This is a genomic window from Serratia sp. CY82433, from assembly GCF_052166535.1.
In the GTDB taxonomy this organism is placed as follows: Bacteria; Pseudomonadota; Gammaproteobacteria; order Enterobacterales; family Enterobacteriaceae; genus Serratia; species Serratia sarumanii.
Map to the genome: position 1 here is coordinate 1,789,067 of NZ_JBJNOR010000001.1, position 25,396 is coordinate 1,814,462.

Below are 25,396 nucleotides of genomic sequence, written 5' to 3' on the forward strand. Positions count from 1 at the left end.
TGCTGAGTCTAGCGTTAACGCCTTGGAGATCAAAGGCCAAGCTGTAACGCCAGTTTTCACGTTGTCCTATAAGCGTGGTCTATACTTCTGCCGCAAGGAACGCAAGACAGCCCGAGAGGAGACTCGCATGTTACAAATCAGCGCCGCGGATATTTTGAAAATCGTCTTACCGACCGTCATTACGCTGTTTATCGCCGTCGTCAAAACCCCTTTTCGCATTCGGCGGGAAAACCGCGATAAGCTGCTGAACCTGCTCGAATCCGTCGAGAAGCGCCAGAGCGCCCCCATACGCCTGTTGCGATTTCGCGACTATCTCTGCAACAGCAGCGCCGGCCTTACTGCGCTGCAACTGCTGCTGGCATTGCCGGACAGCGTAGCGGCGCTGGAACGTTATCGCTTCACCGGTGGCCGCCAGCAAATCTTGCGCGCCACGTCCGCGGGCTTCGTTTTGCGGCCAAGCGCCAATAACGCTTTCAAACGTTTCCTGCTTTCGTGTCGCTATTTTTTGCTGTATTTGCTGTTCGTCACGCTGCTGGTACTGTTCCCCGCGTTGACTCAATGGGGACTGCAGCAGTCAGGGGTATTGATTACGCCCCATTCACTCAGCTATCTGCCTAATGCGCGCATCACCGACGGCTGGACGCTGCTGTTCCCCGGCTTATTATTTATTATCATTATGTTCAGCCTGGCATACCTGACCTTCAGACAGCTGGCACGCGCGGGTAACCTCAGCTCGGAACGCGCCTTTTATCGCTACTACCAACGAGCGCGTGAGGAACAACGATGCCGGGAAGTCCTGAGACAAATGCGCACTGCGCTGCGCCGAGCCTGACGAGAATGCGCCGCCTGCGGTGCATCGCAATGGCCGCCCTGCTGCTGTTCGGCCAATCGGTTCGTGCAGAGCCGGTGTTGGAGCGCCTCGCCACGCCCTATCGCGCGCCGACGGCGGCCGGTTCCCTGCCTTATTTTGTCGCTCACGCCCGATCCCCCCAGCCGCGTAGCGCACTGGTGGTGATGCACGGCCATCCACGCGACGCCGCCAGGACGTTGCAAGCGGCGATCGACGCCGCGCAGGGAGCGGGAGACAGCAGCTTGCTGGTCGCCCCGCTGTTTCAGGTACCGGTAAAACTCGCCGCCCACTGCCATTCCGCCGGTCTGCCCCAGCCGCAAGACGGCGACGCCCTGTGGCGCTGCGGCTCCTGGATCGAGGGCGATTTGGATAATGGCGGGAAGACCGGCTCATTTAACGCCATGGATAACCTGCTGGCCGATCTGAAACGGCGCTGGCCGTCGCTGCAGTCGATAACCGTGGCCGGTTTTTCCGCCGGCGCCCAGTTCGTGCAGCATTATGTCGGCTTTGCCCAGCCGCCACGCGGAGTGCGTCTGCGCTATGTGGTGGCCGATCCCGGCAGCTGGCTCTATTTTGATCGCCTGCGCCCTCTGCCCACCAGTTGGGGAAACTGCAGCAGTGAAGAAACCTGCCGTTTTCGCTGGCAAACGCTGGACGCCGGCCATTGTCCGCAGGCCAACCGATGGAAATACGGTCTGGAAGCGTTTCCCGCTCACCTGCAGCGCACCGCCGACGCGGCTCGTCGGCGTTACGCCGCCGCCGATATCACCTATCTGGCCGCCGCCGAGGATACCGGCGCCGCGCCGGGCGCCTACTATCGGATACTTGACAAATCCTGCGCCGCCCAGTTGCAGGGCCCCTATCGATTGCAGCGCGCCCTGGCCTACGCCGACTACGATCGGCATTACCTGGCGCCGGAGAAGCCGCATCGGTTAACGATCGTTCCCGGCTGCGGGCACAACGTCGCCTGCGTATTTTCCGCCCCGGCGGCCAGGCAGGCGCTTTTCCCCATTAATGCAGACTAATAATAACGGCAATGAAATAAACCTTTGCCGACAAATCAGGCAATATCGCCGATAAAGCGCTGGCAATGCCGTTATTATTATGACTTAACATATTGCTATCATTTTTAATTCAAAATGATAATAATAAATCAACACAAAGCTGTTTCAGCGCAAATTTTAGGGGCATATACTTTTCTCACTACGAGGAGGTAGTTATGTTACGCGACCATTTAAAAATAAACGCCAGCGATACGCTGGAAAAAATCAGCAATATCCATTTGCAAAACCAGGGCCAGGAAGAGATCAGTGAGTTTGTGGTGAAAAACGCCGCCGGCCTGCAGATTGGCAAGGTCTCCGTCCACGATCGTTTCAGCACCCGACGCTCGTACCCCACCAGTTACCGCATCACTCAAACCGACATGAACGGCCGGGTGGTGGTGGATGCCATGCGGGACTGTCTATAAGCGTAACCATTCTCTGAAATAGCGAAAATACTGTGATGATGGTAACCCTGTTTATTATTAAACGGGGTTTATCGCGTGGAATAATTAATTATCTTCTTAGTTTCATCGTCGAAAAAAAAAAATAAAGCCCCCGCATTAGACGGGGGCGATAAATAAATCGACTCAGTGTTTGATGATATACATCGTCTGGCTGTAGGCCACGTCTTCCGGATTGGTGATCGGGTAGCCTTTTACCCACGGCTTGATCAGGCGGCCGTTGGTGTACTGGTAAATCGGCGCGATCGGCGCCTGATCGGCAATGATCTGCTCCATCTTGTTGTAATCGGCGGTCACCGCCGCCGGATTGGTTTCCCGCCCCGCCTGCGCCAGCAGCTTGTCATAGTCCGCGTTCTTGAACTTGGCGATGTTGCCGCTGTGGGTCGAGGTCAGCAGCGACAGGAAGGTCGACGCTTCGTTATAGTCACCTACCCAGGAGGCGCGGATCACGTCGAAATTGCCGGTGTTGCGGCTGTCGATGTAGGTTTTCCATTCCTGGTTCTGCAGCTTGACGTCAATCCCCAGCTTCTTCTTCCACATCGAAGCCACGGCGATGGCGATCTTCTGGTGGCTTTCCGAGGTGTTATACAGCAGCGTCAGCTTCAGCGGGTTGTTCGGGCCGTAACCGGCCGCCTGCAGCAACGCCTTGGCCTGCGCGTCCAACTCCGCCTGTGATTGCTGTTGCAGCAAGCTCACTTCCGGTTTGAACCCGGCGGTCACGTCCGGCGTGAAGTGATAGGCCGGTTTTTCGCCGGTGCCCAGCACTTTTTCGGCAATAATCTTGCGATCGATGGCATAGGACAAGGCCTGGCGCACCCGCACGTCGTTGGTCGGCGCGCGCTGGGTGTTGAACGCGTAGTAATAGGTGCCGAGCTGATCCGGCGTGTACACCTGCCCCGGAATGTCTTTCAGCAGCTTCTGATACATGTTTTTCGGGAAGGATTCGGTGATATCGATGTCACCTGCCAGGTAACGCTTGGTGGCGTTGGATTCCTGGTTGATGGGTACGAAGGTCACTTTGGTCAGCACGGTATGCGCATGATCCCAGTAATGATCGTTAGGCGTCAGTACCAGCTTCTCGTTCACCACCCGCTCCTGCAGTTTGAACGCGCCGTTGCCCACCAGATTGCCGACCTTGGTCCAGTCGTTGCCGTATTTTTCCACCACTGCCTGATTCACCGGGAACAGGCTGAAGTTGGCCGTCAGGCTGACGAAATAAGGCACCGGTTTGTCCAGCTGCACTTTTAGCGTGTAGTCGTCCGGCGCCGACACGCCCAAGCGATCGGCCGGCAATTTGCCGCTGATGATCTGTTCGGCGTTCTGGATCCCCGCCAGCTGCGCGAACCAGGCGAACGGCGACAGGTTTTTCGGCTCTACCAGCCGCTGCCAGCTGTAGACGAAGTCCTTCGCCGTGACAGGGTCACCGTTTGACCACCGCGCGTCTTTACGCAGATGGAAAATGTAAGTCTGGTTGTCGCTGGTCTGCCAGCGCGTGGCCACGCCGGGGATCACTTTCCCGTTGGCGTCCTGATTGACCAGCCCTTCGAACAGATCGCGCGCCAGCTGGGCCTCCGGCAGGCCAACCGCTTTGATCGGATCGAGCGAGGCCGGTTCGTCTTTAATATGGCGCACGATTTCCTGTTTGGCCGCCAGCGCGGTGCCCGGGGGAACCTGCGCCGCCATGGCGCTGCTCATACAGGCGCCGATCGCCGCCGCGCAAAGCGCCAAACGAAAACCTCGTTGCATTTTTCTTCCCGTCATTATGATGTTCCCCCGTTAACCATCTGAATTTTTTATCATATAGCACAAGATCCGTCCGGCCTAGCGCTCACGGCCGAGAAGTTGCAAAAAGTGCGATTCAGGCGATAAAAAACCCGCGCGGCGCAGGGCGGCACGGGCGGTGTTTGCAGCAGCGACCGTCAGTCGTACAGGTGGATGCTGTTGATGCGGTAGCTGAACTCTTCGCCTTCTTCTTCATCGAACACGGTGAAAAAGCCTTTCTCGGCCAGCGGACGGGCCGAAATATCGGTTTTTTGCAGCTGGCGCGCGTCGGCGTCGTCGTAGCCGTAATCGAGGTAGAAGGCATCTTTCTGGTAATCGATATGCAGGGTGAACGGATAGTTCGATTCATCCCCGCGCCCGTCGTCGTTTTTCACCACGCCGAACCACTCCCCCTGGCGGATCTGGTTTTCAGCGTCCACGCCGCACAGCAGCGTGATGGTGTCATTTTCATTTTCGCTATAGCTGGCGATGATTCTGGCTACTGGCATGTTAAATCCTCTTGCGGGTGATTGGCTTAGCACTGCCGTTAGTATAACAACAGCGTCAGGCCAGGTGCGGTTTAATTGGCGTTTTCGCCGCCGCCGCGTCACAGATCGCGCAAACGCCGCACAATTGCGATGGGAAAGATGTCTCAAAGCGTAATACACTGAATAAAATGACAATGACTCTCGACCTTTAATCCAGGGACAACACCATGACCGAACATCGACCACGCAGTGAACGTGGCCAGTTGGCCATCGCAGGAGAGAACTACGGCAGCTCGCTGCTGGGTGCTCCGCTGCTCTATTTCCCGGCGGCGAGCAGCGGCCCGCAGACCGGGCTGATCATCGCCGGCACCCACGGCGATGAGAGCGCCGCCATCGTGACCCTGTCCTGCGCGCTGCGCAGCATCGCCCCCGAGCGGCTGCGGCACCACGTGGTGCTGGCGGTCAACCCCGACGGCTGCCAGCTGGGGTTGCGCGCCAATGCCAACGGCGTCGATCTGAACCGCAACTTCCCGGCCGCCAACTGGCGTTCCGGCGACACCGTCTACCGCTGGAACAGCGCGGCGCCGGTGCGCGACGTCAAGCTCTCCACCGGCGGGCGCCCCGGTTCCGAACCGGAAACCCAGGCGCTGTGTCACCTGATCCATCGCCTGAAGCCCCACTGGGTGGTGTCGTTCCATGAGCCGCTGGCCTGCATCGAAGATCCCGCCAGCTCGCGGCTCGGCGTTTGGCTGGCGCACAAGTTCGAACTGCCACTGGTGACCAGCGTCGGTTATGAAACGCCCGGTTCGTTCGGCAGCTGGTGCGCGGATCTGTCGCTGCCGTGCATCACCGCCGAATTCCCGCCGATCTCCGCCGATGCCGCCAGCGAGCGCTACATCGACGCGATGACCGAGCTGCTGACCTACCCGAATTAATCCTTACGGGGCGATATCGACGATCGCCCCGCATTCGAACGCCAGACCCGGTTCGACGTCCCGCGCCAGCCAGGTCGGGCCGTCCAAATCGACGAAGCGCGCCGCCGGCGCCAGCGGCAAGGCGGCGGATATCGCCCGCGACGTGCACAACATGCAGCCGAGCATGATGGCGAACCCTTGTTCGCGCGCGGCCTGCGCCAGCGCCAACGCCTCGGTCAAGCCGCCGGTTTTGTCCAGTTTGATATTGATCATCTGATAGCGCTGCGCCAGCCGCGGCAGATCGGCGCGGGTGTGGCAGCTTTCATCGGCGCAGATCGGCAGCGGATGAATAAAGTGCTCCAGCGCGGCGTCGTCACCGGCCGGCAGCGGCTGCTCCAGCATCGCCACGCCGAGATCGGCCAGCAGCTGGCAGCGCGCCGCCAGCCCTTCCGCCTGCCAGGACTCATTGGCGTCGACGATCAGCGTCGCCTGCGGCACCGCAGCGCGGATCGCCACCAGTCGTTCGCTGATATAGTGATCGTCGAGTTTGATCTTCAGCAGCGTGGCACCCTGCCGCTCCAGTTCGCGTGCGGCGAAGGCCATCGCTTCCGGCGTGCCGATGCTGACGGTCTGCGCCATGTGGATATGCGCCGGTGCCGCCACGCCGCTGCGCTGCCACAGGCTCTGCCCGTGCAAGCGGCACTCCAGATCCCACAGTGCCGAATCCAGCGCGTTGCGGGCGGCGCCCGCCGGCATCTGCGCCAGCAGCTGCTCGCGGGTTATGCCTTGTGCGATCGCCGGCGCCATCTCTGCCAGCTGCGCCATCACCGATTCCTCGCTCTCGCCGTAACGCGGGTACGGCGTGCATTCACCGGTGCCGCGCACGCCCTGCTGTTCGATTTCGACCACCACCACCCGGGCTTCGGTGCGGCTGCCGCGCGCAATCACGAAGGCGGTATGCAGCGGCCAGGCTTCCGGGTAAAAACGCATGTCTCTCATAACGGCTCCTGAGCGAAAACTGCGCATTCAGCCAGGCTGATGCGCCGGTGATGTTTTATAGAACAGCCTAATATATACAACTATTTAGCAAACTTTGATATCCAATCCGCCCCGGTTGTCATAAACTGGCGCCAGGGTGTGAACCTGATGTTAAATGCCGTTGCCGGTGCGCCGTTTCATCAGGTTCATACCCTTTGTATAAACACCTGTAAAAGGAATCTAGCAATGACTCAGACAGTACATTTTCAAGGCAATCCGGTCAGCGTAGCGGGCAAACTGCCACAGCAGGGCGAACAGGCCAAGGCCTTCTCACTGGTTGCCAAAGACCTGTCAGACGTAGCGCTGAGCAGCTTCGCGGGTAAACGCAAAGTCCTGAACATCTTCCCAAGCATCGATACCGGCGTCTGCGCGACGTCGGTGCGTAAATTCAACCAGCTGGCCAGCGGCCTGGATAACACCGTGGTGCTGTGCATCTCCGCCGATCTGCCGTTCGCGCAGTCTCGCTTCTGCGGCGCGGAAGGCCTGAGCAACGTGGTCACCCTGTCCACCCTGCGCGGCGCCGAGTTCAAGCAGGCGTACGGCGTCGAAATCGCCGAAGGCCCGTTGGCGGGCCTGACCGCGCGTGCAGTCGTGGTGCTGGATGGCCAGGACAACGTGCTGTACAGCGAGCTGGTGAACGAAATCACCACCGAGCCGGACTACGACGCGGCGCTGGCTGCGCTGAAATAATAAAGCCGGCGAACGCCGGCTTTGGATACCCATTAAAGGCGCTGCAAGGCGCCTTTCTTATTCTTCGCCCTCGGCGCCGCCTTTGCGGCTGCTCAGGCCATACTCGCGCAGCTTGTTGGCGATGGCGGTGTGGGAAACGCCCAGGCGCTTCGCCAGCTTGCGGGTGCTGGGATAGGTGCGATACAGACGCGTCAGCACCGAGCGCTCGAAACGCTTGCTGATGTCGTCCAGCGAGCCGTCCAGCACCTCGTCGCCCAGCGACATCTCCACCTCGAACTCCGGCAACACGATATCCTGCGGCCGCAGTTCGTAGCCTTCGGTTTGCGTCAGCGCGCGGTAGATGGCGTTTTTCAGCTGGCGCACGTTGCCCGGCCAGCCGTACTTGCTGAGGAAGCCGCCCAAATCGCTCGCCAGTTTGGGCCGCGCCACGCCCTGCTCATCGGCGAAGCGCGCCACGAACAGCTCGGTCAGCGGCATGATGTCCTGCGGACGTTCGCGCAGCGGCGGGATGGTGATGGTCAGCACGTTGAGGCGATAATAGAGATCTTCGCGGAATTCGCCGCGCTGCACCAGCTCGGTGAGGTTTTTCTGGGTGGCGCAGATCACGCGCACGTCGACGTGCACCTCATGCTCTTCGCCGACCCGGCGGAAGGTGCCGTCGTTGAGGAAACGCAGCAGTTTGGTCTGCATGCGCGGCGACATTTCGCCGATCTCATCCAGCAGCACCGAGCCGCCGTTGGCCTGCTCGAAGAAGCCCTTCTTGCCTTCCAGCGCGTTGGGATAAGCGCCCGGCGCATGGCCGAACAGCTCGCTCTCCACCACGTCATCCGGCAGTGCGGCGCAGTTCAGCGCCAGGAACGGCTGTTTGCCGCGCGGGCTGCGCAAATGGCAGGCGCGGGCCAGAATATCCTTGCCGGTGCCGGTATCGCCGACGATCAGCAGCGGCGCATCGAGCATCGCCAACTTGCGCGCCTGCTCCAGCACGTGACGCATCTTGGCGCTCACCGCCACGATGTGGTCGAATTCGGTATCGTCGTTCACCGACAGATTTTGCAGCTGGCGGCCCATGCGCGCGGTGGACTTCAGCATCACCACCGCGCCGACCGCGGCCGGCTGCTGCTGTTCGTCTTCCAGATAGATGGGCGTGATGTCCATCAGGAAGTCCTGGCTGCGGATCACCACCCGCTCGGAGTGCGGCGCCGTATGCTCGCTCTCCAGCCAGCGGCTGAAGTTATAGCCGCCGATCAGCGCCCCGGCGGTCTGGTTGCGGATCTTGTCTTCGTTCAGGCTGAACAGCGCCTGCGCCGCCGGGTTGGCCAGCTCGACCTTGCCCTTCATGTCGATCGAGAACACCGGTTCCGGCATCGATTCCAGCAGCGCGCGCAGCGCGCGGTGCTCGCGTTCGGAAGGCATAAAGCTGACGGTGCGCACGTCGGTCACGCCGGCGATGCGGCGGATCTCCGCCATCAGCGCGCGGAAAGTATCGAACTCCAGCTGGGAGAAATTGAGGTAAATGCGGCCGATGGGATCGATCTCGATGCCACGTAAGTCAATGCTGCGCGATACCAAAAGATCGAGTAATTCTCGAGTGAGACCGAGGCGGTCTTCGCAAAATACTTCCAAACGCATCAGTGTTGGCCTTATCTCTGCAGGTGCGGGGATCGTTGACGATGATGATACTCCCTCGCACCGGGCGGTAGAAGCGATCTGTCAGCAAAAGTTGACAGAACTCTGATTTATTGCCGTGGTTGCTGATTTTAAACGCAAGCGAATAACAGCATCGGCGTCATTTTAGACTACAAACAGAGAGTTATCACAACCAGAATTAATTTTGCAGAGATTTATCACGCACTCGCAGGGGGATCGACTGTCGTCAAGTCTCGATTACGTCCGGCGTCGGCGCCATTGAGAAAGCGGCGCTCCTGAAAGCGCCGTGCGGGATTATTTGGCCTTGCCGTCGCTCTTTTTCAGCGTGTCTTTCAACTGGCCGATCAGCTGGCTGCGGAAATCGCCAAGCTTCGGCTTTTCCCCTTCCAGCCACGGCAGCGGGCGGCACAGTTCCATCGCCTTGATGCCCAGCCGCGCGGTCAACAAGCCGGCGCCGATGCCCTGCGCCGCGCGCGCCGACAGCCGCGCCGCCAGATCCTGCGACATCCAGTCCATGCCCACTTCGCGCACCAGCTCGGAAGCGCCGGCGAAGGCGATGTTCAACAGCACCAGCCGGAACAGACGAATGCGGCTGAAGTAGCCCAGCTCGATGCCGTACAGCGCGGCGATGCGGTTGATCAAACGGATGTTGCGCCAGGCGATAAACGCCATATCCACCAGCGCCAACGGGCTGACGGCGATCATCAGCGTCGATTCGGCGGCGGAGCGGCTGATTTCGCGCCGCGCCTGGTTGTCGAGCACCGGCTGCACCAGTTTGGCGTACAGCTCCACCACTTCACGATCGTTTTGCGTTTCATGCAACGAGGCCTGCCAGCGCTGCAGCGCCGGATGCCCCTGATCCAGCCCGGCCTGACGCGCCAGCTTCTCGCAGAATTCGCGCCCCTGGCCCAGCCCGTGGCTGTGCAACAGCTCGCGCGCCACGTCGCGCTCTTCCGCGCGCTGGCGCAGCCGATACAAACGCCGCCACTCGGTGACCACCGAACCGACGCCGGCGAACACGATCAGGCCGCCGGCCACGCCGCCGCCCATGGCGATCCAGTCCTGCTGCACCCAAGCGGTATGCACCCACTGCACGCCCTGTGCCACCACGCTGACGCCGAACAGCGCCAGGCCGGCGGTGACCATTTTGCGCCATAGGCTGCGTTTCGGTTTCAGCGCGGCGTTAATGATGCCTTCGGCGCGCCCTTCTTCCTCTTCCTGCTGCAGCTCCGGCGCAGCCGGGAAAAAGCTTTCCGCCTGTTCGGCATCGAACGCGACGCCGGCGCGCAACGCCGGCTCCTGCGGCGGCTGCAGCGGCTCGTCAAAATCGATACGCGGTTTGATCGGCTCGCTCATCGCAATTTATCTCCCAATAAAAACTCCATCACCGCATCCAGACGGATGTGCGGCAACGGGCTGTCCACGCTCATGGCGCGCGGACGAAATTCATCGAAGTGGAACCCCTGGCTCTGCCAGAACGCCGGCCCCGGCAGGCGCGCGGGCACTTCGCCGGGGAACACCGTCAGCGGCGCGCCGTCACCGAGGCGATTGCCCTTCAGCGCCGGAATGCGTTGCCCCTGATGATCGACGATGCCGCTCTCGGTCGCCTGCACCGAGGCCAGGCCGACGCAATCCATGCTGATGCCCTCGAACGCCGCGTTCTGCCACGCCTCCTGCACCAGCTGTTGCAGCAACGACACCAGATTGGCGTGCTGATCGGCGGTGATATGATCCGCCTTGGTGGCGGCGAACATCAGTTTGTCGATGGTCGGCGAAAATAAGCGGCGAAACAGCGTGCGCTTGCCGTAATGGAAGCTCTGCATCAGTTGGGTCAACGCCAGACGCATGTCGTTGAACGCCTGCGGGCCGCTGTTGAGCGGCTGCAGGCAGTCGACCAGCACGATTTGCCGATCGAAACGGACGAAATGTTCTTTGTAGAAGTTTTTGACGATCGACTGGCAATAGTAGTTGAAGCGAGCGCGCAACATGCCGATGTTGGTATGTTTGTCGGCCTGCGCCAGCTTCGATTCGCCGATCGCGGCCACGTCGGGCCACGGGAAAAACTGCAGCGCCGGCGCGCCGGCCATGTCGCCCGGCAGCACGAAACGGCCCGGCTGAATGAAGTGCAGCCCTTCGCTTTTGCAGCGCAGCAGATAATCGGTGTAGGCCTGGGCGATCGCCGCCAGGCGGTTTTCGTCGGCCGGGGCCAGCGGATCGCAGGCCTTGCACAGCTCAAGCCAGGGTTTGGCCCATTCTGCGCGTTCGCCCTGCAGCAGCCCGGCCATCTGGCGCGACCAGGCCAGGTAATCCTGCTCGAGCATCGGCAGATCCAGCAGCCATTCACCGGGATAATCGACGATCTCCAGGTACAGCGTGGAGGTGTCTTTGAAGTGGCGCAGCAGCGAGTCGTTGGAGCGGTAGCGCAGCGCCAGACGGATTTCGCTGACGCCGCGCGTCGGCGTCGGCCAGGCCGGCGGTGTACCGTAAAGCTGCGCCAGCCCTTCGTCATAGGTGAAACGCTGGATGCCGAGATCGCGCTGCGGGATGCGTTTGACACCCAGCAGGCGCTCTTCGCGCGCCGGTGAAAACAGCGGCATGCGCGCGCCGCTGTGCACATGCAGCAGTTGGTTGACGAAGGCGGTGATAAAGGCGGTTTTGCCGCTGCGGCTCAGGCCGGTCACCGCCAGGCGCAGATGGCGATCCATTCCGCGGTTGACCAGCGAGGTTAACTCATTTTGCAGTCGTTTCATTGCTCTCCTTGACGTAACGCCCGAATGCCTTGTTCAGGCCTTTACGGAACAGCGGTTCCAGCACCAGCGCCAGCACGAAGCGCACCGGTTTGCGGCCGACGGTCTTCAACAGCCAGCCGGCGGCGCCCGCCGGGCCATAGTTCAATAACGCTATGATGATGACTTTAGCCAATGTCTTCAACATTGCCGCCGCTCCTCGTTTAAATCCACCCGTTCTGGCGGTGTTCGCAACATCGATTTTATTCATGACAATGCCCTCCGGCACAAGACGATTAATTTCACATTCAACGGGATAACGGCGGCGAAGATGCCCGGCCTGCGCAGGCCGGGCATCGCAAGAAGGGTTACAGCTTGCGGAAACGGCTCTGTACGCCGAAGGTATCGGACGTTACGTAGCGCTCGACCTGACGCAGCTGCTGCTCGCCGCTGCCCAACTCATATTCCAGCTGATCGAGCAGCTGGCGCGGCGTCTTCTGATGCTCGCCTTCGAAACGGCTGGCCGGCGCTTCGTCCAACACGAACACCAGCGCGATATAGGCCACCAGCGTGAAGAAAAACAGCCCGAAGAACAGCGACAGCACCACCATCACGCGGATCAGGCGCACCGGCACGTCGAAATAGTGGGCCAACCCGGCGCAGACGCCTTTCACCATGCCTTCTTCGGGAACGCGATAAAGCTTTTTACTGCCCAGCGTCATGCTCATCAGGACTGTCTCCAGTTCGGGTGTTCCGCATCAAGGATCTCTTCCAGCGCCTGAATGCGTTCACGCATGCGTTTGGCGTCTTCCGCCAGCTGCGCCAGGCGCTGCATTTCTTGCTGACTCAGCTGGATGCCGGTCTGTTGCCGATTGCTGTAATGCAGCCAAAGCCAAATCGGCGCGACAAACAGCACGAAAATTGTCAGCGGAATGGCAAGTAATAAAGCACTCATTGTTATTCCTTCTTATCGGGTCCTGGATAGGCGGCCACCTCCGACGTGTGGCCGCGGTTCGCCTTACTCTGAGCGGTTCATCTTGGCTTTCAGCGCCGCCAGCTGCTCACTGATGGCGTCGTCGGCTTTCAGCTCAGCAAACTCTTGGTCCAGCGACTTCTTTTTACCGATGCTGATGCTTTCCGCCTCGGCTTCCATATGGTCGATGCGGCGCTCGAACTGTTCGAAACGCGCCATCGCTTCATCCAGCTTGCCGCTGTCGAGCTGGCGGCGCACTTCACGGGAGGAGGACGCGGCCTGATGACGCAGCGCCAACGCCTGCTGCCGCGCACGGGTTTCGGTCAGCTTGTTTTCCAGCTCGCCGATTTCGCTCTTCATGCGCGCCAGCGTTTCTTCTACGGTCGCCACTTCTTGCGTCAGCGTGGCGATCAGATCGGCCACCTTTTGTTTTTCGATCAGCGCCGCACGGGCCAAATCTTCTTTATCTTTGCGCAGCGCCAGTTCAGCTTTTTCCTGCCAGTCGCCTACCTGGCTTTCGCCCTGCTCAATGCGACGCAGCAGCTGCTTTTTCTCCGCCAGCGCACGCGCCGACGTAGAGCGAACTTCAACCAGCGTGTCTTCCATCTCTTGGATCATCAACCGCACCAGCTTCTGCGGATCTTCCGCCTTGTCCAGCAGGGTGTTGATGTTGGCGTTCACGATGTCGGCAAAACGAGAAAAAATACCCATAATTCACTTCCTCTTGGTTCTGATGGCGTCTGAAGCGCCGCGTTAAGTCGTACAGCTTGCCTGAAGATATAATCAAAACCCGTGCCAACTTTTATATCATTGATAAATAATGGATATTATTTTTTGACTCTCTGCGTGCTTGCTGTAGAGTGATTATTTTCACCAAACATTGGCGAATTTCATCATGAACGAGCAGCCAGAGAATTTGTTGGGCGAGGCAAACGCCTTTGTCGACGTATTGGAGCAAGTCTCCCAGGTGGCAAAGCTGAACAAACCGGTGCTGGTGATCGGCGAGCGCGGTACCGGCAAGGAGCTGATCGCCCACCGCCTGCACTACCTTTCCAACCGCTGGCAAGGGCCGTTCATCTCGCTCAACTGCGCGGCGCTGAATGAAAACCTGCTGGATTCCGAACTGTTCGGCCACGAGGCCGGCGCCTTTACCGGCGCCCAAAAGCGCCATCTGGGGCGCTTCGAGCGCGCCGACGGCGGCACGCTGTTTCTCGATGAGCTGGCGACCGCGCCGATGCTGGTGCAGGAGAAGCTGCTGCGGGTGATCGAATACGGCCAGTTGGAGCGCGTGGGCGGCAGCCAGCCGCTGCGGGTGGATGTGCGCCTGGTGTGCGCCACCAACGACGATCTGCCGGCGCTGGCGGCGGCGGGCAAATTCCGCGCCGATCTGCTGGATCGGCTGGCGTTCGACGTGGTGCAGCTGCCGCCGCTGCGCCAACGTCGGCCCGATATCATGCTGCTGGCCGAGCATTTCGCCATTCAAATGTGCCGCGAACTGGCGCTGCCGCTGTTTCCCGGCTTTACCGAACGCGCCAGGCAAACGTTGCTCGAATATGGCTGGCCGGGCAACGTGCGTGAACTGAAAAACGTGGTCGAACGTTCAGTCTATCGTCACGGCGACAGCGACAGCCCGCTTGACGAAATCATCATCAACCCGTTTGCGCCGCGTGAGGCGGCGCCGGTCGCGCCCGCTCCTGAAGGCGTCGGCGCGTTACCGGCGCTGCCGCTGGATTTGAAAAACTGGCAGCTGGAGCAGGAGAAGGTATTGATCGAAGCGGCGCTGCAGCAGGGGCGTTTCAATCAGCGCAAGGCGGCTCAGCTGCTGGGGCTCACCTATCATCAGCTGCGCGGCATGCTGAAAAAACATGCGCTGCTGCAAAACGGCGAGCAAGACGAGGATTAGTAACGCAGGGATTGGGTGCCGGTCTTTCCCGGCCGTCAGCTATTAGCCCCAGGTTGGGAGATGTGGCCTGAGGACGGCCGCCTGGAGATGTCGGCCTTTCCCGACGGTCACTTCACTGCGCGGGATTTTCCCGCCGATGAATCACCTTCTTGCAAGATCACTGCGGTATTTTCCCTGCCCGATAAATGACGCCGAGCGACAACGCGACGCAGACCAGAAAGGCATAGCGCAGACCGACAGTTTCGGATAAGAACCCGATTAACGGCGGCCCGATCAGCGTGCCCAGAAAGCCGATGGTCAACACCGCCGCGATGGCGGCGCTTGGCGCCATGGAAGAAGACCTTGCGGCCGCCCCCGCAACCAGCGGAATAATGACGCAAATGCCAAGCCCAACCAGGAAAAAACCGATTATCGATGTCACCAACCCCGGCAACCAGGTCGTTAGCGTCATGCCGGTGAACGCCAGCATTCCGCCCCACTGCAACGTTCTTCTCACTCCGATCCGATCAACGAACCGGTTCAACATGAGCCGACCGATCGTCATGGCCGCCATAAATACCGTAAAACCCAGGCCGATGTATTTTCGATCGACCGAGACGACATTCTGAAAATAAACGACGCTCCAGTCATACATGATGCCCTCACAAGCCATCGAGCAGAAAACGATCAGGCCATAGTTGAACAGCGAGCGGTCCGGGATGGCGAAAGCGCGCCCGGTCTGTTCCAACTCCGGTTTGTCGAACAATGCCCGCCGACACAGCAAGGCGGACACCAGAGCCACCGCCGCTATGCCAGTAAAGTGCAGCGGCAAGGCGACATCCCGACCGATCATTAGCGCCCCGATCCCTGCGCCGACGAACCCGGCCACGCCCCATATACCGTGAAAGAACGGCAGCCGCGTTTTACCGCTGACCGCCTCGGCGATACTGGCCTGCATGTTGTTAGAGACATTGACCGCGCTGTAAGCGAACCCGGAGAAAAACAGCAACGCCGCCAATTGAGGGACCGTCGCGGCAAAGGGCACCAGAAGCAAAAGCATGGCGTTGATCAGAATGGCCGCGACGCCGACCATCCTGCTGCCGAGTTTGGCGATCGCCCATCCCGATATCGGCAGCGACAAGACCACCCCGGCCGACATGGCGAACAGTACGCTGCCGAATACGCCGTCAGACAACGCGAGCCCTCCCTTGATCGTCGCCATCCTTGAGCTCAAACTGCCGAAACACAACCCCAGCATGAAAAACATGCTGGATATCGCCAGGTTTTTTTCTTTCATCATCGACATCATGGACGCTCCTCTTATCCGATTAGCGGCCTGCTCAGGCGAAGGCATCGACACCGGTCAGCGACGCCGAAAGCGCCCACAGACGCTGCGCCTGTTCCGGATCGATCGCGTATTCCTTCACGCCGACCAGCGCCTGACTGTCGTGTGCGGCGATACCGGCAATATCGCCATCCTCACAGTAAAGTCCTCCCAAACCCTGCAACTGCGGTGAGGTGGCGGCCCACACCTGAGTCGCGGCCCCCTGCTGAGGCGTTTTAAGGGCGTCGGGATCGGCCGGATTGCCGTCTTCGTCCATCCAGCCTAGGGCTATCATCTCTTCTCTCGATATGTGCCGCTGCAGCGGCGTGGCGATGCTGCCAGGATGCAGGCTAAATGCGCGGATCCCCCGCGAGCGGCCAAGAAGATCCAACCGGACGGCAAACAGGGCATTCGCCGTCTTCGACTGACCGTACGCCAGCCACTTGTCGTAACCGCGTTCGAACTGCACATCTTCCCAGCGGATCGCCGAATGGTGATGCCCGGCGGAGGAAACGCTGACCACCCGCCCGCCATCGGCAATGGCCGGCCACAGCAAATTGGTCAGCGCATAGTGGCCGAGATGGTTGGTGGCGAACTGCCTTTCCCAACCGCGCCCCACCCGCGCCTCCGGGCATGCCATCACTCCGGCGTTGTTGATGACAATATCCGCCCGTAGGCTCGATGCGGTAAAGTCTGCGGCGAATCGGCGCACGCTGTTTAAATCGGCGAGATCGAGTTCGGCGATCTCGACGCCGGCGCTCTGCCCTAACACCTCTTTGGCTGCCGCCGGTGCCCGGCAAGCGACGATGACCCGTGCGCCGGCGTCGGCCAGCGCCAGCGTCGTCTCCAGACCGAGACCTGAATGACCACCGGTGACGATGGCCTGAGTGCCTGACAGATCCAGGCCCGTTAGCACCTCGCCGGCGGTCGTTTTGGGCCCGAATCCTGAGTTGATGGGGGTTTGTTGGATAATCACAGGCTTTCTCCTCGCGGTTAACAGTGGCAGGCCAAACGCAGCCGGCGCGTCGATGAGGAGGAGTATGAAATTCCGTCGCGGGACTGTGAATGTATGAAAGCCCGAACTTCTGTCGAGATCGTCCAGGTTGAACAGCAGAGTGCGGATATGCTGTTTGCCTGGCGAGGTTTCCGGTCTGAGGCAGGCAAAAAAAAAGCCAGCACCCGAGCTGGCTTAAAAAACACTGGAAGCAATGTGAGCAATGTCGTGCCTTCCACATCAGAGCCGCAAACTGTGGCCTTCCGTGAACTGCCAGGCGATGATAATAGTTATCAGTATCGTCTGTAAAGCACTTTGTTGAGAATTTTTCTCATTTCCACACGAAGATTGCGCAATTACCACTCAGGGAACGGGTCAGCCATGTCCAGCCAGTAGTCCACGCCAGCGGCCATTTCATCGTCGCTCAGCAGGCATTCGTCCAGCAAACGCACGATCGCCGCCTGCTGCAGATGCTGGCCGATAAACACCAGCTCCTGACGCATGTCGCCGAACGGCTCCACCCATTTTTCCTGAATGTGCGCCCGCGCTTCGGGATCCTGCGGCCAATTATCTTGCGGGATGGCGCGCCAAAAGGTGCCCGCCAGGCCGTAGTGGGCGATGCCGCCGGCCTGGCTCCACTGCCCGGCCTGCCGCGGCCGCGTCGCCAGCCAGAAAAAGCCTTTCGAGCGCAGCAGCTTGCCGCCGCCCCAGTCGCCGTTGATCACGCGGTAAAACTTGTCCGGCGCAAACGGCCGCCGCGCCTGATAGACGAAGCTACTGATGCCGTAGTTTTCCGTTTCCGGCACGTGTTCGCCGCGCAGCTCTTTCAGCCAGCCGGGCGCCTGCTGCGCCTTTTCAAAGCTGAAGCTGCCGGTATTCAGCACCGCCTCCAGCGGCAGCTTACCCGGCGCGATCGGCACAATGCGGGCATCGGGGTTCAGGCTGGCCAACAGCGCCATCACTTCGCCCTGCTGGGCTGGCGTCAACAGATCGGTCTTGCTGACCAGCATCACGTCGCAAAATTCAATTTGCTCAATCAACAGATCCGCCACGCTGCGCAGATCGTCCTCGCCCAGGCTTTGGCCGGCCTCCTGCAGGCTTTGCGCCCGCTGGTACTGCTGGATGAAATTCACCCCGTCGACCACCGTCACCAGAGTATCCAGCCGGGCGAACTGCGACAGGCTTTCGCCCTTTTCGTCCTCGAAGGTAAAGGTTTCCGCCACCGGCAGCGGCTCGGAGATGCCGCTCGATTCGATCAGCAGGTAATCGAAACGCCCGTCCTGCGCCAGCTCACGCACCGATACCAGCAGGTCTTCGCGCAGCGTGCAGCAAATGCAGCCGTTGCTCATCTCCACCAGCTTCTCTTCCTGGCGATCGAGATGCACGGCATTTTCCACCAGCGCGGCGTCGATGTTCACTTCGCTCATGTCGTTGACGATCACCGCCACGCGCATGCCCTGCCGGTTGTTCAGGATGTGGTTCAGCACCGTGGTCTTGCCGGCGCCGAGAAAGCCGGAAAGCACGGTCACAGGAAGTTGTTTCATGGGAGCCTCATTAAAATTCATTGCGTAATGCCTGATAGCCGCGCACCAGCTCGACGTTGGTGGCGGCCACTTCTTCCGAAAACTGCAGCGCGCCGCGATCGACCTGGCGATAGCGCGACAGGTCGCTGTCCGGCCCTACGCGCTCGGTCGAGGGGATATAGCGGTTTTCCGGCAGCGTCACGCCGTCCACCACCGCGTTGTATCGCACCACGCAGCCGGACTGGATGTGGCAGTTGAACAGCACGCTGTTGAAACCGATAAACACCCGATCGTCGATGCGACATGGGCCGTGGACAATGGCGCGGTGGGCGATCGAGCTGTAACGGCCAATGATGACCGCCGCCCCGCTCTTGGAGTGGATCACCACGCCGTCCTGAATATTGGAGTGCGAGCCGATGACGATCGGTTCCATGTCGCCGGCGGCGTTCAACTCGTCGGCGCGGATCACCGCATACGGGCCGACGTAAACGAAATCTTCGACGATCACCCGGCCGCAAATAATGGCGGTGGGATCGATGTAGGCCAGCGGCGAGACCTGCGGCAGGTGGCCGCTGGGATTTTTACGCAGCATGATTTTCTCCCCGCCAGCTCAGCTCAGCCACCGCATTGTGGGCATGCAGGCTCTCCTGATGCTCGACACGCAGCGAGAAGGCGTGGTAATCGCACTGGCTGCGCAGCATGCGATACAGACGGCGCGCCGCATCTTCGCAAAACATCAGGTTCTGCCCGTTGGCCAGCGCGAAGGCCTGCTCGTCGCGGCGTTTCACCAGCGTTTGTACCGGCGTGCCCAGCGCGTGTTCGATGCGGTCGATCAATTTCACCGGTTCGAACGCCCGTTCATTCTCGGGCGTCACGGTGACCCAGGCCCAGCTGCGCTGGCTGTGAGGGGTGGCCGGCATTCCCTGCTCCAACAGCCACTCGCTCACCTGCCGTTGGCTGATCCGCTCCGCCGCCTGTTCAAAATCAAACTGAAACTGTTGCTGCGCCAACTGACGGCTGAGCGCCGCCGAACTCGGGCAGGTCGAGGAGTAAGGCACGCCGACGGTCAGCGCCAGCGTCAGCCTGTTCGTCAGGGTGGCCTCGATGCGCAGCGGGTAAGCCTTCCAGCCGCGCTGCGGCGACAGCAACGCCGGGCGCGACAGCAGCAGCTCGCCGCTGAGCGTCAGGCTGGCGCGATCGCTGTGTTCCGGCTGCGAATCCAGAAAGGCCTGCAGCGTTCGGCCGAGGCGCTGCGGCGTCAGCTCGCCCTGCGTCAATTCGTCCAGCGCCAGATACAGCCGCGACATGTGAATGCCGCGTTCGCCCGCCGCTTCGGCGCGCAGGTTGATGCCGGCGTCGACCTTGGCCATCAGTGGCTTGCCGGCCAGCTCCAGCGGCAGCGCGATCCCTTGCATCCCGACCCAATCGAGCCCGACATCACTCATTTCGCCGCGCCATGCCTGAGCGTCCGGCAGCGAACGGCGTGGTGGAAGTGCAACTTCGTTCATACATCCCCTTGCGTTATTGTGACTTTGCCGGGGAACGGTATCATGATTTTGTTATGTTATAACATATCAAATAAGATTTTTTTCACGATCGCGAACGACCTGATTAATCAAGTCGCAGAAAACTCAGCGATTTTGCTCAATGGATTGGGCTGCCGGTCAGAGTGCGATACACTAACGCTATTGCTGATTAACCCATGAGCCTCTATGCGTGGTTTACCCCTTTGGATAGTGTCGTTGTGCTTTACCGGCTCCGCCCTGGCCACAACAACACCGCCCGCGCCCGCCGCGGCGCCGCTGCCGGACATTCGCCAGAGCGGCTTTGTCTATTGCGTCAGCGGCATACTGAATACCTTCAACCCGCAAATGGCCAGCAGCGGCCTGACGGTGGATACCCTGGCCGCCCAGCTGTACGATCGCCTGCTGGATGTCGATCCCTACACCTACCGGCTGATCCCCGAGCTGGCGCAAAGCTGGGAAGTGCTGGACAACGGCGCCACCTACCGCTTCCATCTGCGCAAGGACGTGCCGTTCCAGACCACCGCCTGGTTCACGCCCACCCGCAAGATGAACGCCGACGACGTGGTGTTCAGCTTCGCGCGCGTATTTGACCAAAAACACCCGTATCACGACGTCAACGGCGGCGAATACCCCTATTTCGACAGCCTGCAGTTCGGCGATTCGGTGCAGAGCGTGAGAAAGCTCGACGACTACACGGTGGAGATCCGCCTGCAGTCGCCGGACGCCTCATTCCTGTGGCACCTGGCGACCCACTACGCGCCGGTGCTGTCCGCCGAGTACGCCGACACGCTGACGCGCGAAGGCCATCAGGAGCTGATCGACCGTGAACCGGTCGGCAGTGGCCCGTTCCTGCTCAACGAATACCGCTCGGGGCAATATATTCGCCTGGCGCGCAACGCCGCCTACTGGAAAGGCCTGCCGCGCATGCCGCAGGTGGTGATCGATCTGGGCGCCGGCGGCACCGGCCGCCTCTCCAAACTGCTGACCGGCGAGTGCGACGTGCTGGCCTATCCGGCGGCGAGCCAGCTGTCTATCCTGCGCGACGATCCGCGCCTGCGCCTGACGCTGCGCCCGGGGATGAACATCGCCTATCTGGCGTTCAACACCCGCAAGCCGCCGCTCGACAACCTCAACGTGCGCCAGGCGATCTCGCTGGCGATCAACAACCAGCGGTTGATGCAATCGATCTATTACGGCACGGCGGAAACCGCCGCCTCGATCCTGCCTCGCGCCTCCTGGGCCTACGACAACGACGCGCACGTCACCGAGTACGATCCGGCCAAATCGCGCGAAATGCTGCGGCAGGCCGGCGTCGGCCAGCTGAACCTGAAGCTGTGGGTGCCGACCGCCTCGCAGTCTTACAACCCGAGCCCGCTGAAGACCGCCGAACTGATCCAGGCCGATCTCGGCCAGGTGGGCATCAACGTCACCATTGTGCCGGTGGAAGGCCGCTTCCAGGAGGCGCGCCTGATGGAGATGAACCACGATCTGACCCTGACCGGCTGGGCCACCGACAGCAACGACCCGGACAGCTTCTTCCGGCCGCTGCTGAGCTGCGCGGCAATCCGTTCGCAAACCAACTATGCTCACTGGTGTGACCCGGGCTTCGACGAGGTGCTGCAGAACGCGCTGCTGTCGCAGCAGCTGTCTCAGCGCATCGACAACTACCGCAAGGCGCAGAAGATCCTCGAGCAGCAATTGCCGGTGCTGCCGCTGGCCTCTTCCCTGCGGCTGCAGGCCTACCGCTACGACATCAAGGGATTGGTGCTGAGCCCGTTCGGCAACGCCTCGTTCGCCGGGGTGTACCGTGAATCCGCGCCGGAGGTGAAAAAGTGATTATCTTTACCCTGCGCCGCATTCTGCTGCTGCTGATCACGCTGTTCTTCCTGACGCTGGTCAGCTTCAGCCTGAGCTATTTCACGCCGCGCGCGCCGCTGAACGGTGCCGCCCTGCTGGACGCCTATCAGTTCTACTTCGTCAGCCTGCTGCACTGGGACTTCGGCGTCTCCAGCATCAACGGCCAGGCGATCAGCGAACAGCTGCGTGAAGTGTTCCCGGCCACCATGGAACTGTGCCTGCTGGCCTTCGCCCTGGCGCTGTTTATCGGCATTCCGCTGGGCATCATCGCCGGCGTGCTGCGCGGCAAGTGGCAGGACACCGCCATCAGCACCTTCGCGCTGCTGGGCTTTTCGATGCCGGTGTTCTGGCTGGCGCTGCTGCTGATGCTGTTCTTCTCGCTGCATCTGGGCTGGCTGCCGGTATCCGGCCGTTTCGACCTGCTTTATCAGGTGAAGCCGATCACCGGTTTCGCGCTGATCGACGCCTGGCTGTCGGACTCGCCGTACCGCGCCGAGATGATCGGCAGCGCCCTGCGCCACATGATCCTGCCGATCGCCGCGCTGGCGGTGGCGCCCACCACCGAAGTGGTGCGCCTGATGCGCATCAGCACCGACGACGTGCTGAGCCAAAACTACATCAAGGCCGCCGCCACCCGCGGCCTGTCGCGCTTCACCATCATTCGCCGCCACGTGTTGCACAACGCGCTGCCGCCGATCGTGCCCAAGCTGGGGCTGCAGTTCTCCACCATGCTCACGCTGGCGATGATCACCGAAGTGGTGTTCAGCTGGCCGGGCCTCGGCCGCTGGCTGATCAACGCCATTCGCCAGCAGGACTATGCGGCGATCTCCGCCGGCGTCATGGTGGTCGGCACGCTGGTGATCACCATTAACGTCCTGGCCGATATTCTGGGTGCGGCAACCAACCCGCTGAAACATAAGGAATGGTATGCCCTTCGATAACGTATACCGCGAGAAAAAAATGCCGAGCCCGCTGCGCTACACCTGGCGGATTTTCTACGGCGACGCGCTGGCGATGATCGGTTTTTACGGCGTGATCGCCCTGCTGCTGCTGTCGCTGTTCGGCAGCCTGCTGGCGCCCTACGCGCTGGATCAGCAGTTCCTCGGCTATCAGCTGCTGCCGCCGTCCTGGTCACGCTACGGCAACGTGTCGTTCTTTCTCGGCACCGACGATCTCGGGCGCGACATCCTCAGCCGCCTGTTGACCGGCACTGCCGCCACCTTCGGCTCGGCGCTGGCGGTGACGCTGGCCGCGGCGTTCTGCGGAGTGATCCTCGGCGTGTTCGCCGGCGTCACCCACGGGCTGCGCTCGGCGGTGCTCAACCACATCCTCGATACCCTGCTGTCCATTCCCTCGCTGCTGCTGGCGATCGTGGTGGTGGCGTTTATCGGCCCCAAACTTGAACACGCCATGCTGGCGGTGTGGCTCGCCTTGCTGCCGCGCATGGTGCGCACCATCTACAGCGCGGTGCACGACGAGCTGGAGAAAGAGTACGTGGTGGCGGCGCGGCTCGACGGCGCTTCCACGCTGCAGATCCTGTGGTACGCCGTCATGCCGAACATCGCCGCGGTGCTGGTGACCGAGTTCACCCGCGCGTTGTCGATGGCCATTTTGGACATCGCCGCACTCGGCTTCCTCGATCTCGGCGCGCAGCTGCCTTCGCCGGAATGGGGAGCGATGCTTGGCGATTCGCTCGAGCTGGTGTACGTCGCCCCCTGGACGGTGATGCTGCCCGGCGCGGCCATCCTCGTCAGCGTGCTGCTGGTTAACCTGTTAGGCGACGGTATGCGCCGCGCAATCAATGCCGGGGTGGAATAATGCCGTTACTCGATATCCGCAATCTGACGATTGAATTTATGACCGCCGAAGGGCCGGTCAAGGCGGTCGATCGCGTCAGCATGACGCTGACCGAGGGCGAGGTGCGCGGCCTGGTGGGTGAATCGGGCTCCGGCAAGAGCCTGATCGCCAAGGCCATCTGCGGCGTAACCAAAGACAACTGGCGCGTCACCGCCGACCGTTTCCGCTTCGACGACATCGATCTGCTGCAGCTGAGCCCGCGCGAGCGGCGCAGGCTGGTGGGCCACAACGTCTCGATGATTTTCCAGGAGCCGCAGTCCTGTCTCGATCCTTCCGAGAGCATCGGCCGCCAGCTGGCGCAGGCGATCCCGGGCTGGACTTATAAAGGCCACTGGTGGCAGCGCTTCAACTGGCGCAAACGCCGCGCCATCGAATTGCTGCACCGCGTCGGCATCAAGGATCACGACGACATCATGGGCAGCTTCCCGTACGAGCTGACCGAAGGCGAGTGTCAGAAAGTGATGATCGCCATCGCGCTGGCCAACCAGCCGCGCCTGCTGATCGCCGATGAGCCAACCAACGCCATGGAGCCGACCACCCAGGCGCAGATTTTCCGCCTGTTGGCGCGCCTCAATCAGAACAACAACACCACCATCCTGCTGATCAGCCATGATTTGCAGATGATGAGTAAATGGGCCGACCGGGTGAACGTGCTGTACTGCGGGCAAACGGTGGAAAGCGCCCAGTGCGAAGAGCTGCTGGCGGCACCGCACCACCCTTACACCCAGGCGCTGATCCGCGCCATGCCGGATTTTGGCCGCTCGCTGCCGCACAAGAGCCGGTTGAACACGCTGCCGGGCGCCATTCCTTCGCTGGAACACCTGCCGATCGGCTGCCGTCTGGGGCCGCGCTGCCCTTACGCGCAGAAGAAGTGCATCGAAACGCCGCGCCTGCGCCCGGTCAAAAACCACTTCTTCGCCTGCCACTTCCCGCTGAACATGGAGGAGCAATAACATGGAAACGCTGTTGGAAGTGCGCAACCTGAGCAAAACCTACCGCTACCGCACCGGGCTGTTCCGCCGTCAGCACGTCGAGGCGGTGAAATCCGTCAGCTTTACCCTGCGCGAAGGCCAGACGCTGGCGGTGATCGGCGAGAACGGCTCCGGCAAATCCACGCTGGCGAAGATGCTCTCCGGCATGGTGGAACCGACCGCCGGCGAACTGCTGATCGACGATCATCCGCTGGAATTCGGCGATTATCGCTATCGCAGCCAGCGCATTCGCATGATTTTTCAGGATCCGAGCACCTCGCTCAACCCGCGCCAGCGCATCGGCCAGCTGCTGGACGCGCCGCTGCGGCTGAACACCAGTCTGGAACCCGCCGAACGCGAGCAGCGCATCAACCAAACGCTGCGCCAGGTCGGCATGCTGCCGGATCACGCCTACTACTATCCGCACATGCTGGCTTCCGGGCAGAAACAGCGCGTCGCATTGGCGCGTGCGCTGATCCTGCAGCCGAAGGTGATCGTCGCCGATGAGGCGCTGGCCTCGCTGGACATGTCGATGCGCTCGCAAATCATCAACCTGATGCTGGAACTGCAGGAAAAACACGGTATTTCCTATATCTATGTCACTCAGCACCTCGGCATGATGAAGCATATCAGCGACCAGGTGTTGGTGATGCACGAAGGAGAAATCGTCGAACGCGGCAGCACCGCCGAGGTGTTGGCGGCGCCGCTGCACGAATTGACCAAGCGCCTTATCGCCAGCCATTTCGGCGAGGCGCTGACCGCCGACGCCTGGCGGCGCGACGGCGGCCGTTTTTGAGCCCCGTCCTGGCCTGCAATAAACCCGCTGCGGCGGGTTTTTTATTGCCGCACGCGCCTGCCGCTACGCCAGAAA

27 protein-coding genes are annotated in these 25,396 nt (G+C 61.0%); 12 read left to right on the forward strand and 15 right to left on the reverse strand.

Annotation, left to right across the window (positions count from 1 at the left end):
- Positions 1-22: 22 nt before the first annotated feature.
- From ACJ8PI_RS08720 to ACJ8PI_RS08730, 3 genes are all read left to right on the forward strand, one after another.
- On the forward strand, positions 23-832 hold the full coding sequence (locus ACJ8PI_RS08720; protein WP_442528113.1) for a hypothetical protein: 810 nt from the start codon (positions 23-25) through the stop codon (positions 830-832).
- A gap of 5 nt (positions 833-837) precedes the next feature.
- Positions 838-1,875: a hypothetical protein gene (locus ACJ8PI_RS08725; RefSeq protein WP_060387802.1), complete on the forward strand. Its 1,038-nt coding sequence runs from the start codon at positions 838-840 to the stop codon at positions 1,873-1,875.
- Positions 1,876-2,069: 194 nt separating this feature from the next.
- Positions 2,070-2,318, forward strand: a complete 249-nt coding sequence (locus ACJ8PI_RS08730; RefSeq protein ID WP_033648443.1) for a hypothetical protein — start codon at positions 2,070-2,072, stop codon at positions 2,316-2,318.
- Positions 2,319-2,480: 162 nt separating this feature from the next.
- Here the strand turns inward: ACJ8PI_RS08730 and ACJ8PI_RS08735 are convergent, their stop codons facing one another.
- Both ACJ8PI_RS08735 and ACJ8PI_RS08740 read right to left on the reverse strand, forming a co-directional pair.
- Positions 2,481-4,115 carry a peptide ABC transporter substrate-binding protein gene (locus ACJ8PI_RS08735; RefSeq protein ID WP_033648444.1) on the reverse strand — a complete coding sequence of 545 codons (1,635 nt, stop codon included), beginning with the start codon at positions 4,113-4,115 and terminating at the stop codon, positions 2,481-2,483.
- Between the two features lie 158 nt (positions 4,116-4,273).
- Positions 4,274-4,624: a hypothetical protein gene (locus ACJ8PI_RS08740; RefSeq protein WP_015378006.1), complete on the reverse strand. Its 351-nt coding sequence runs from the start codon at positions 4,622-4,624 to the stop codon at positions 4,274-4,276.
- A gap of 206 nt (positions 4,625-4,830) precedes the next feature.
- Between ACJ8PI_RS08740 and mpaA the strand changes: the two genes are divergently transcribed.
- A complete protein-coding gene (gene mpaA, locus ACJ8PI_RS08745; protein WP_033648445.1) occupies positions 4,831-5,538 on the forward strand; it encodes a murein tripeptide amidase MpaA in 708 nt (235 codons plus the stop codon).
- A 3-nt stretch (positions 5,539-5,541) separates the two neighbouring features.
- Here the strand turns inward: mpaA and ycjG are convergent, their stop codons facing one another.
- Positions 5,542-6,516 carry an L-Ala-D/L-Glu epimerase gene (ycjG, locus tag ACJ8PI_RS08750; protein WP_060436406.1) on the reverse strand — a complete coding sequence of 325 codons (975 nt, stop codon included), beginning with the start codon at positions 6,514-6,516 and terminating at the stop codon, positions 5,542-5,544.
- A 225-nt stretch (positions 6,517-6,741) separates the two neighbouring features.
- On the opposite strand from ycjG, the gene tpx reads away from it, so the two are divergent.
- A complete protein-coding gene (tpx, locus tag ACJ8PI_RS08755; protein WP_004930536.1) occupies positions 6,742-7,245 on the forward strand; it encodes a thiol peroxidase in 504 nt (167 codons plus the stop codon).
- 57 nt (positions 7,246-7,302) lie between these two features.
- On the opposite strand, the gene tyrR is transcribed toward tpx, so the two are convergent.
- The 7 genes from tyrR to pspA form a co-directional block, all read right to left on the reverse strand.
- Positions 7,303-8,874, reverse strand: a complete 1,572-nt coding sequence (gene tyrR, locus ACJ8PI_RS08760) for a transcriptional regulator TyrR (RefSeq protein WP_033648446.1) — start codon at positions 8,872-8,874, stop codon at positions 7,303-7,305.
- Positions 8,875-9,186: 312 nt separating this feature from the next.
- Positions 9,187-10,248 (reverse strand): YcjF family protein, encoded by a 1,062-nt coding sequence (locus tag ACJ8PI_RS08765; RefSeq protein ID WP_004930545.1) that lies wholly within the window; start codon positions 10,246-10,248, stop codon positions 9,187-9,189.
- Positions 10,245-11,642: a YcjX family protein gene (locus tag ACJ8PI_RS08770; RefSeq protein ID WP_033653054.1), complete on the reverse strand. Its 1,398-nt coding sequence runs from the start codon at positions 11,640-11,642 to the stop codon at positions 10,245-10,247. The genes ACJ8PI_RS08765 and ACJ8PI_RS08770 overlap by 4 nt, the downstream gene beginning before the upstream one ends.
- On the reverse strand, positions 11,623-11,889 hold the full coding sequence (pspD, locus tag ACJ8PI_RS08775) for a phage shock protein PspD (RefSeq protein ID WP_031299672.1): 267 nt from the start codon (positions 11,887-11,889) through the stop codon (positions 11,623-11,625). The genes ACJ8PI_RS08770 and pspD overlap by 20 nt, the downstream gene beginning before the upstream one ends.
- Positions 11,890-11,986: 97 nt before the next feature.
- Positions 11,987-12,346 carry an envelope stress response membrane protein PspC gene (gene pspC, locus ACJ8PI_RS08780; protein WP_033643233.1) on the reverse strand — a complete coding sequence of 120 codons (360 nt, stop codon included), beginning with the start codon at positions 12,344-12,346 and terminating at the stop codon, positions 11,987-11,989.
- Positions 12,346-12,573 (reverse strand): envelope stress response membrane protein PspB, encoded by a 228-nt coding sequence (pspB, locus tag ACJ8PI_RS08785; RefSeq protein ID WP_004930553.1) that lies wholly within the window; start codon positions 12,571-12,573, stop codon positions 12,346-12,348. Before pspB ends, pspC begins: the two co-directional genes overlap by 1 nt.
- Positions 12,574-12,636: 63 nt before the next feature.
- Entirely contained in the window at positions 12,637-13,302 is a 666-nt protein-coding gene (gene pspA / locus ACJ8PI_RS08790; RefSeq protein ID WP_033634686.1) for a phage shock protein PspA, read from the reverse strand.
- Between the two features lie 184 nt (positions 13,303-13,486).
- Between pspA and pspF the strand changes: the two genes are divergently transcribed.
- Positions 13,487-14,494, forward strand: coding sequence for a phage shock protein operon transcriptional activator (gene pspF, locus ACJ8PI_RS08795; RefSeq protein WP_060430330.1), 1,008 nt, complete (start codon positions 13,487-13,489; stop codon positions 14,492-14,494).
- 157 nt (positions 14,495-14,651) lie between these two features.
- On the opposite strand, the gene ACJ8PI_RS08800 is transcribed toward pspF, so the two are convergent.
- Positions 14,652-15,782 (reverse strand): MFS transporter, encoded by a 1,131-nt coding sequence (locus ACJ8PI_RS08800; protein ID WP_049234348.1) that lies wholly within the window; start codon positions 15,780-15,782, stop codon positions 14,652-14,654.
- A 31-nt stretch (positions 15,783-15,813) separates the two neighbouring features.
- Entirely contained in the window at positions 15,814-16,773 is a 960-nt protein-coding gene (locus ACJ8PI_RS08805; RefSeq protein ID WP_033653049.1) for an SDR family NAD(P)-dependent oxidoreductase, read from the reverse strand.
- A 93-nt stretch (positions 16,774-16,866) separates the two neighbouring features.
- Here ACJ8PI_RS08805 and ACJ8PI_RS08810 point away from each other — a divergent pair, with 93 nt between their 5' ends.
- Positions 16,867-17,100 (forward strand): hypothetical protein, encoded by a 234-nt coding sequence (locus ACJ8PI_RS08810; protein WP_164040399.1) that lies wholly within the window; start codon positions 16,867-16,869, stop codon positions 17,098-17,100.
- Positions 17,101-17,147: 47 nt separating this feature from the next.
- Here ACJ8PI_RS08810 and zigA read toward each other — a convergent pair whose 3' ends face one another.
- From zigA to folE2, 3 genes are read right to left on the reverse strand one after another with little or no spacing between them, the layout of a single operon-like run.
- Positions 17,148-18,335: a zinc metallochaperone GTPase ZigA gene (zigA, locus tag ACJ8PI_RS08815; RefSeq protein WP_121535803.1), complete on the reverse strand. Its 1,188-nt coding sequence runs from the start codon at positions 18,333-18,335 to the stop codon at positions 17,148-17,150.
- A 10-nt stretch (positions 18,336-18,345) separates the two neighbouring features.
- Positions 18,346-18,906 carry a carbonate dehydratase gene (locus ACJ8PI_RS08820; RefSeq protein ID WP_033634689.1) on the reverse strand — a complete coding sequence of 187 codons (561 nt, stop codon included), beginning with the start codon at positions 18,904-18,906 and terminating at the stop codon, positions 18,346-18,348.
- On the reverse strand, positions 18,896-19,822 hold the full coding sequence (gene folE2, locus ACJ8PI_RS08825) for a GTP cyclohydrolase FolE2 (protein WP_121535806.1): 927 nt from the start codon (positions 19,820-19,822) through the stop codon (positions 18,896-18,898). Before folE2 ends, ACJ8PI_RS08820 begins: the two co-directional genes overlap by 11 nt.
- A 204-nt stretch (positions 19,823-20,026) precedes the next feature.
- Here folE2 and sapA point away from each other — a divergent pair, with 204 nt between their 5' ends.
- The 5 genes from sapA to sapF are packed head-to-tail and all read left to right on the forward strand — an operon-like array spanning position 20,027 to position 25,321.
- Entirely contained in the window at positions 20,027-21,676 is a 1,650-nt protein-coding gene (gene sapA, locus ACJ8PI_RS08830; protein ID WP_033648454.1) for an ABC transporter substrate-binding protein SapA, read from the forward strand.
- Positions 21,673-22,638 carry a putrescine export ABC transporter permease SapB gene (gene sapB / locus ACJ8PI_RS08835; RefSeq protein ID WP_004930575.1) on the forward strand — a complete coding sequence of 322 codons (966 nt, stop codon included), beginning with the start codon at positions 21,673-21,675 and terminating at the stop codon, positions 22,636-22,638. Before sapA ends, sapB begins: the two co-directional genes overlap by 4 nt.
- A complete protein-coding gene (gene sapC / locus ACJ8PI_RS08840) occupies positions 22,625-23,515 on the forward strand; it encodes a putrescine export ABC transporter permease SapC (protein WP_004930580.1) in 891 nt (296 codons plus the stop codon). The genes sapB and sapC overlap by 14 nt, the downstream gene beginning before the upstream one ends.
- Entirely contained in the window at positions 23,515-24,507 is a 993-nt protein-coding gene (sapD, locus tag ACJ8PI_RS08845) for a putrescine export ABC transporter ATP-binding protein SapD (protein WP_004930587.1), read from the forward strand. The genes sapC and sapD overlap by 1 nt, the downstream gene beginning before the upstream one ends.
- Position 24,508: 1 nt before the next feature.
- Positions 24,509-25,321, forward strand: coding sequence for a putrescine export ABC transporter ATP-binding protein SapF (sapF, locus tag ACJ8PI_RS08850; protein ID WP_033648455.1), 813 nt, complete (start codon positions 24,509-24,511; stop codon positions 25,319-25,321).
- Positions 25,322-25,396: the final 75 nt, after the last annotated feature.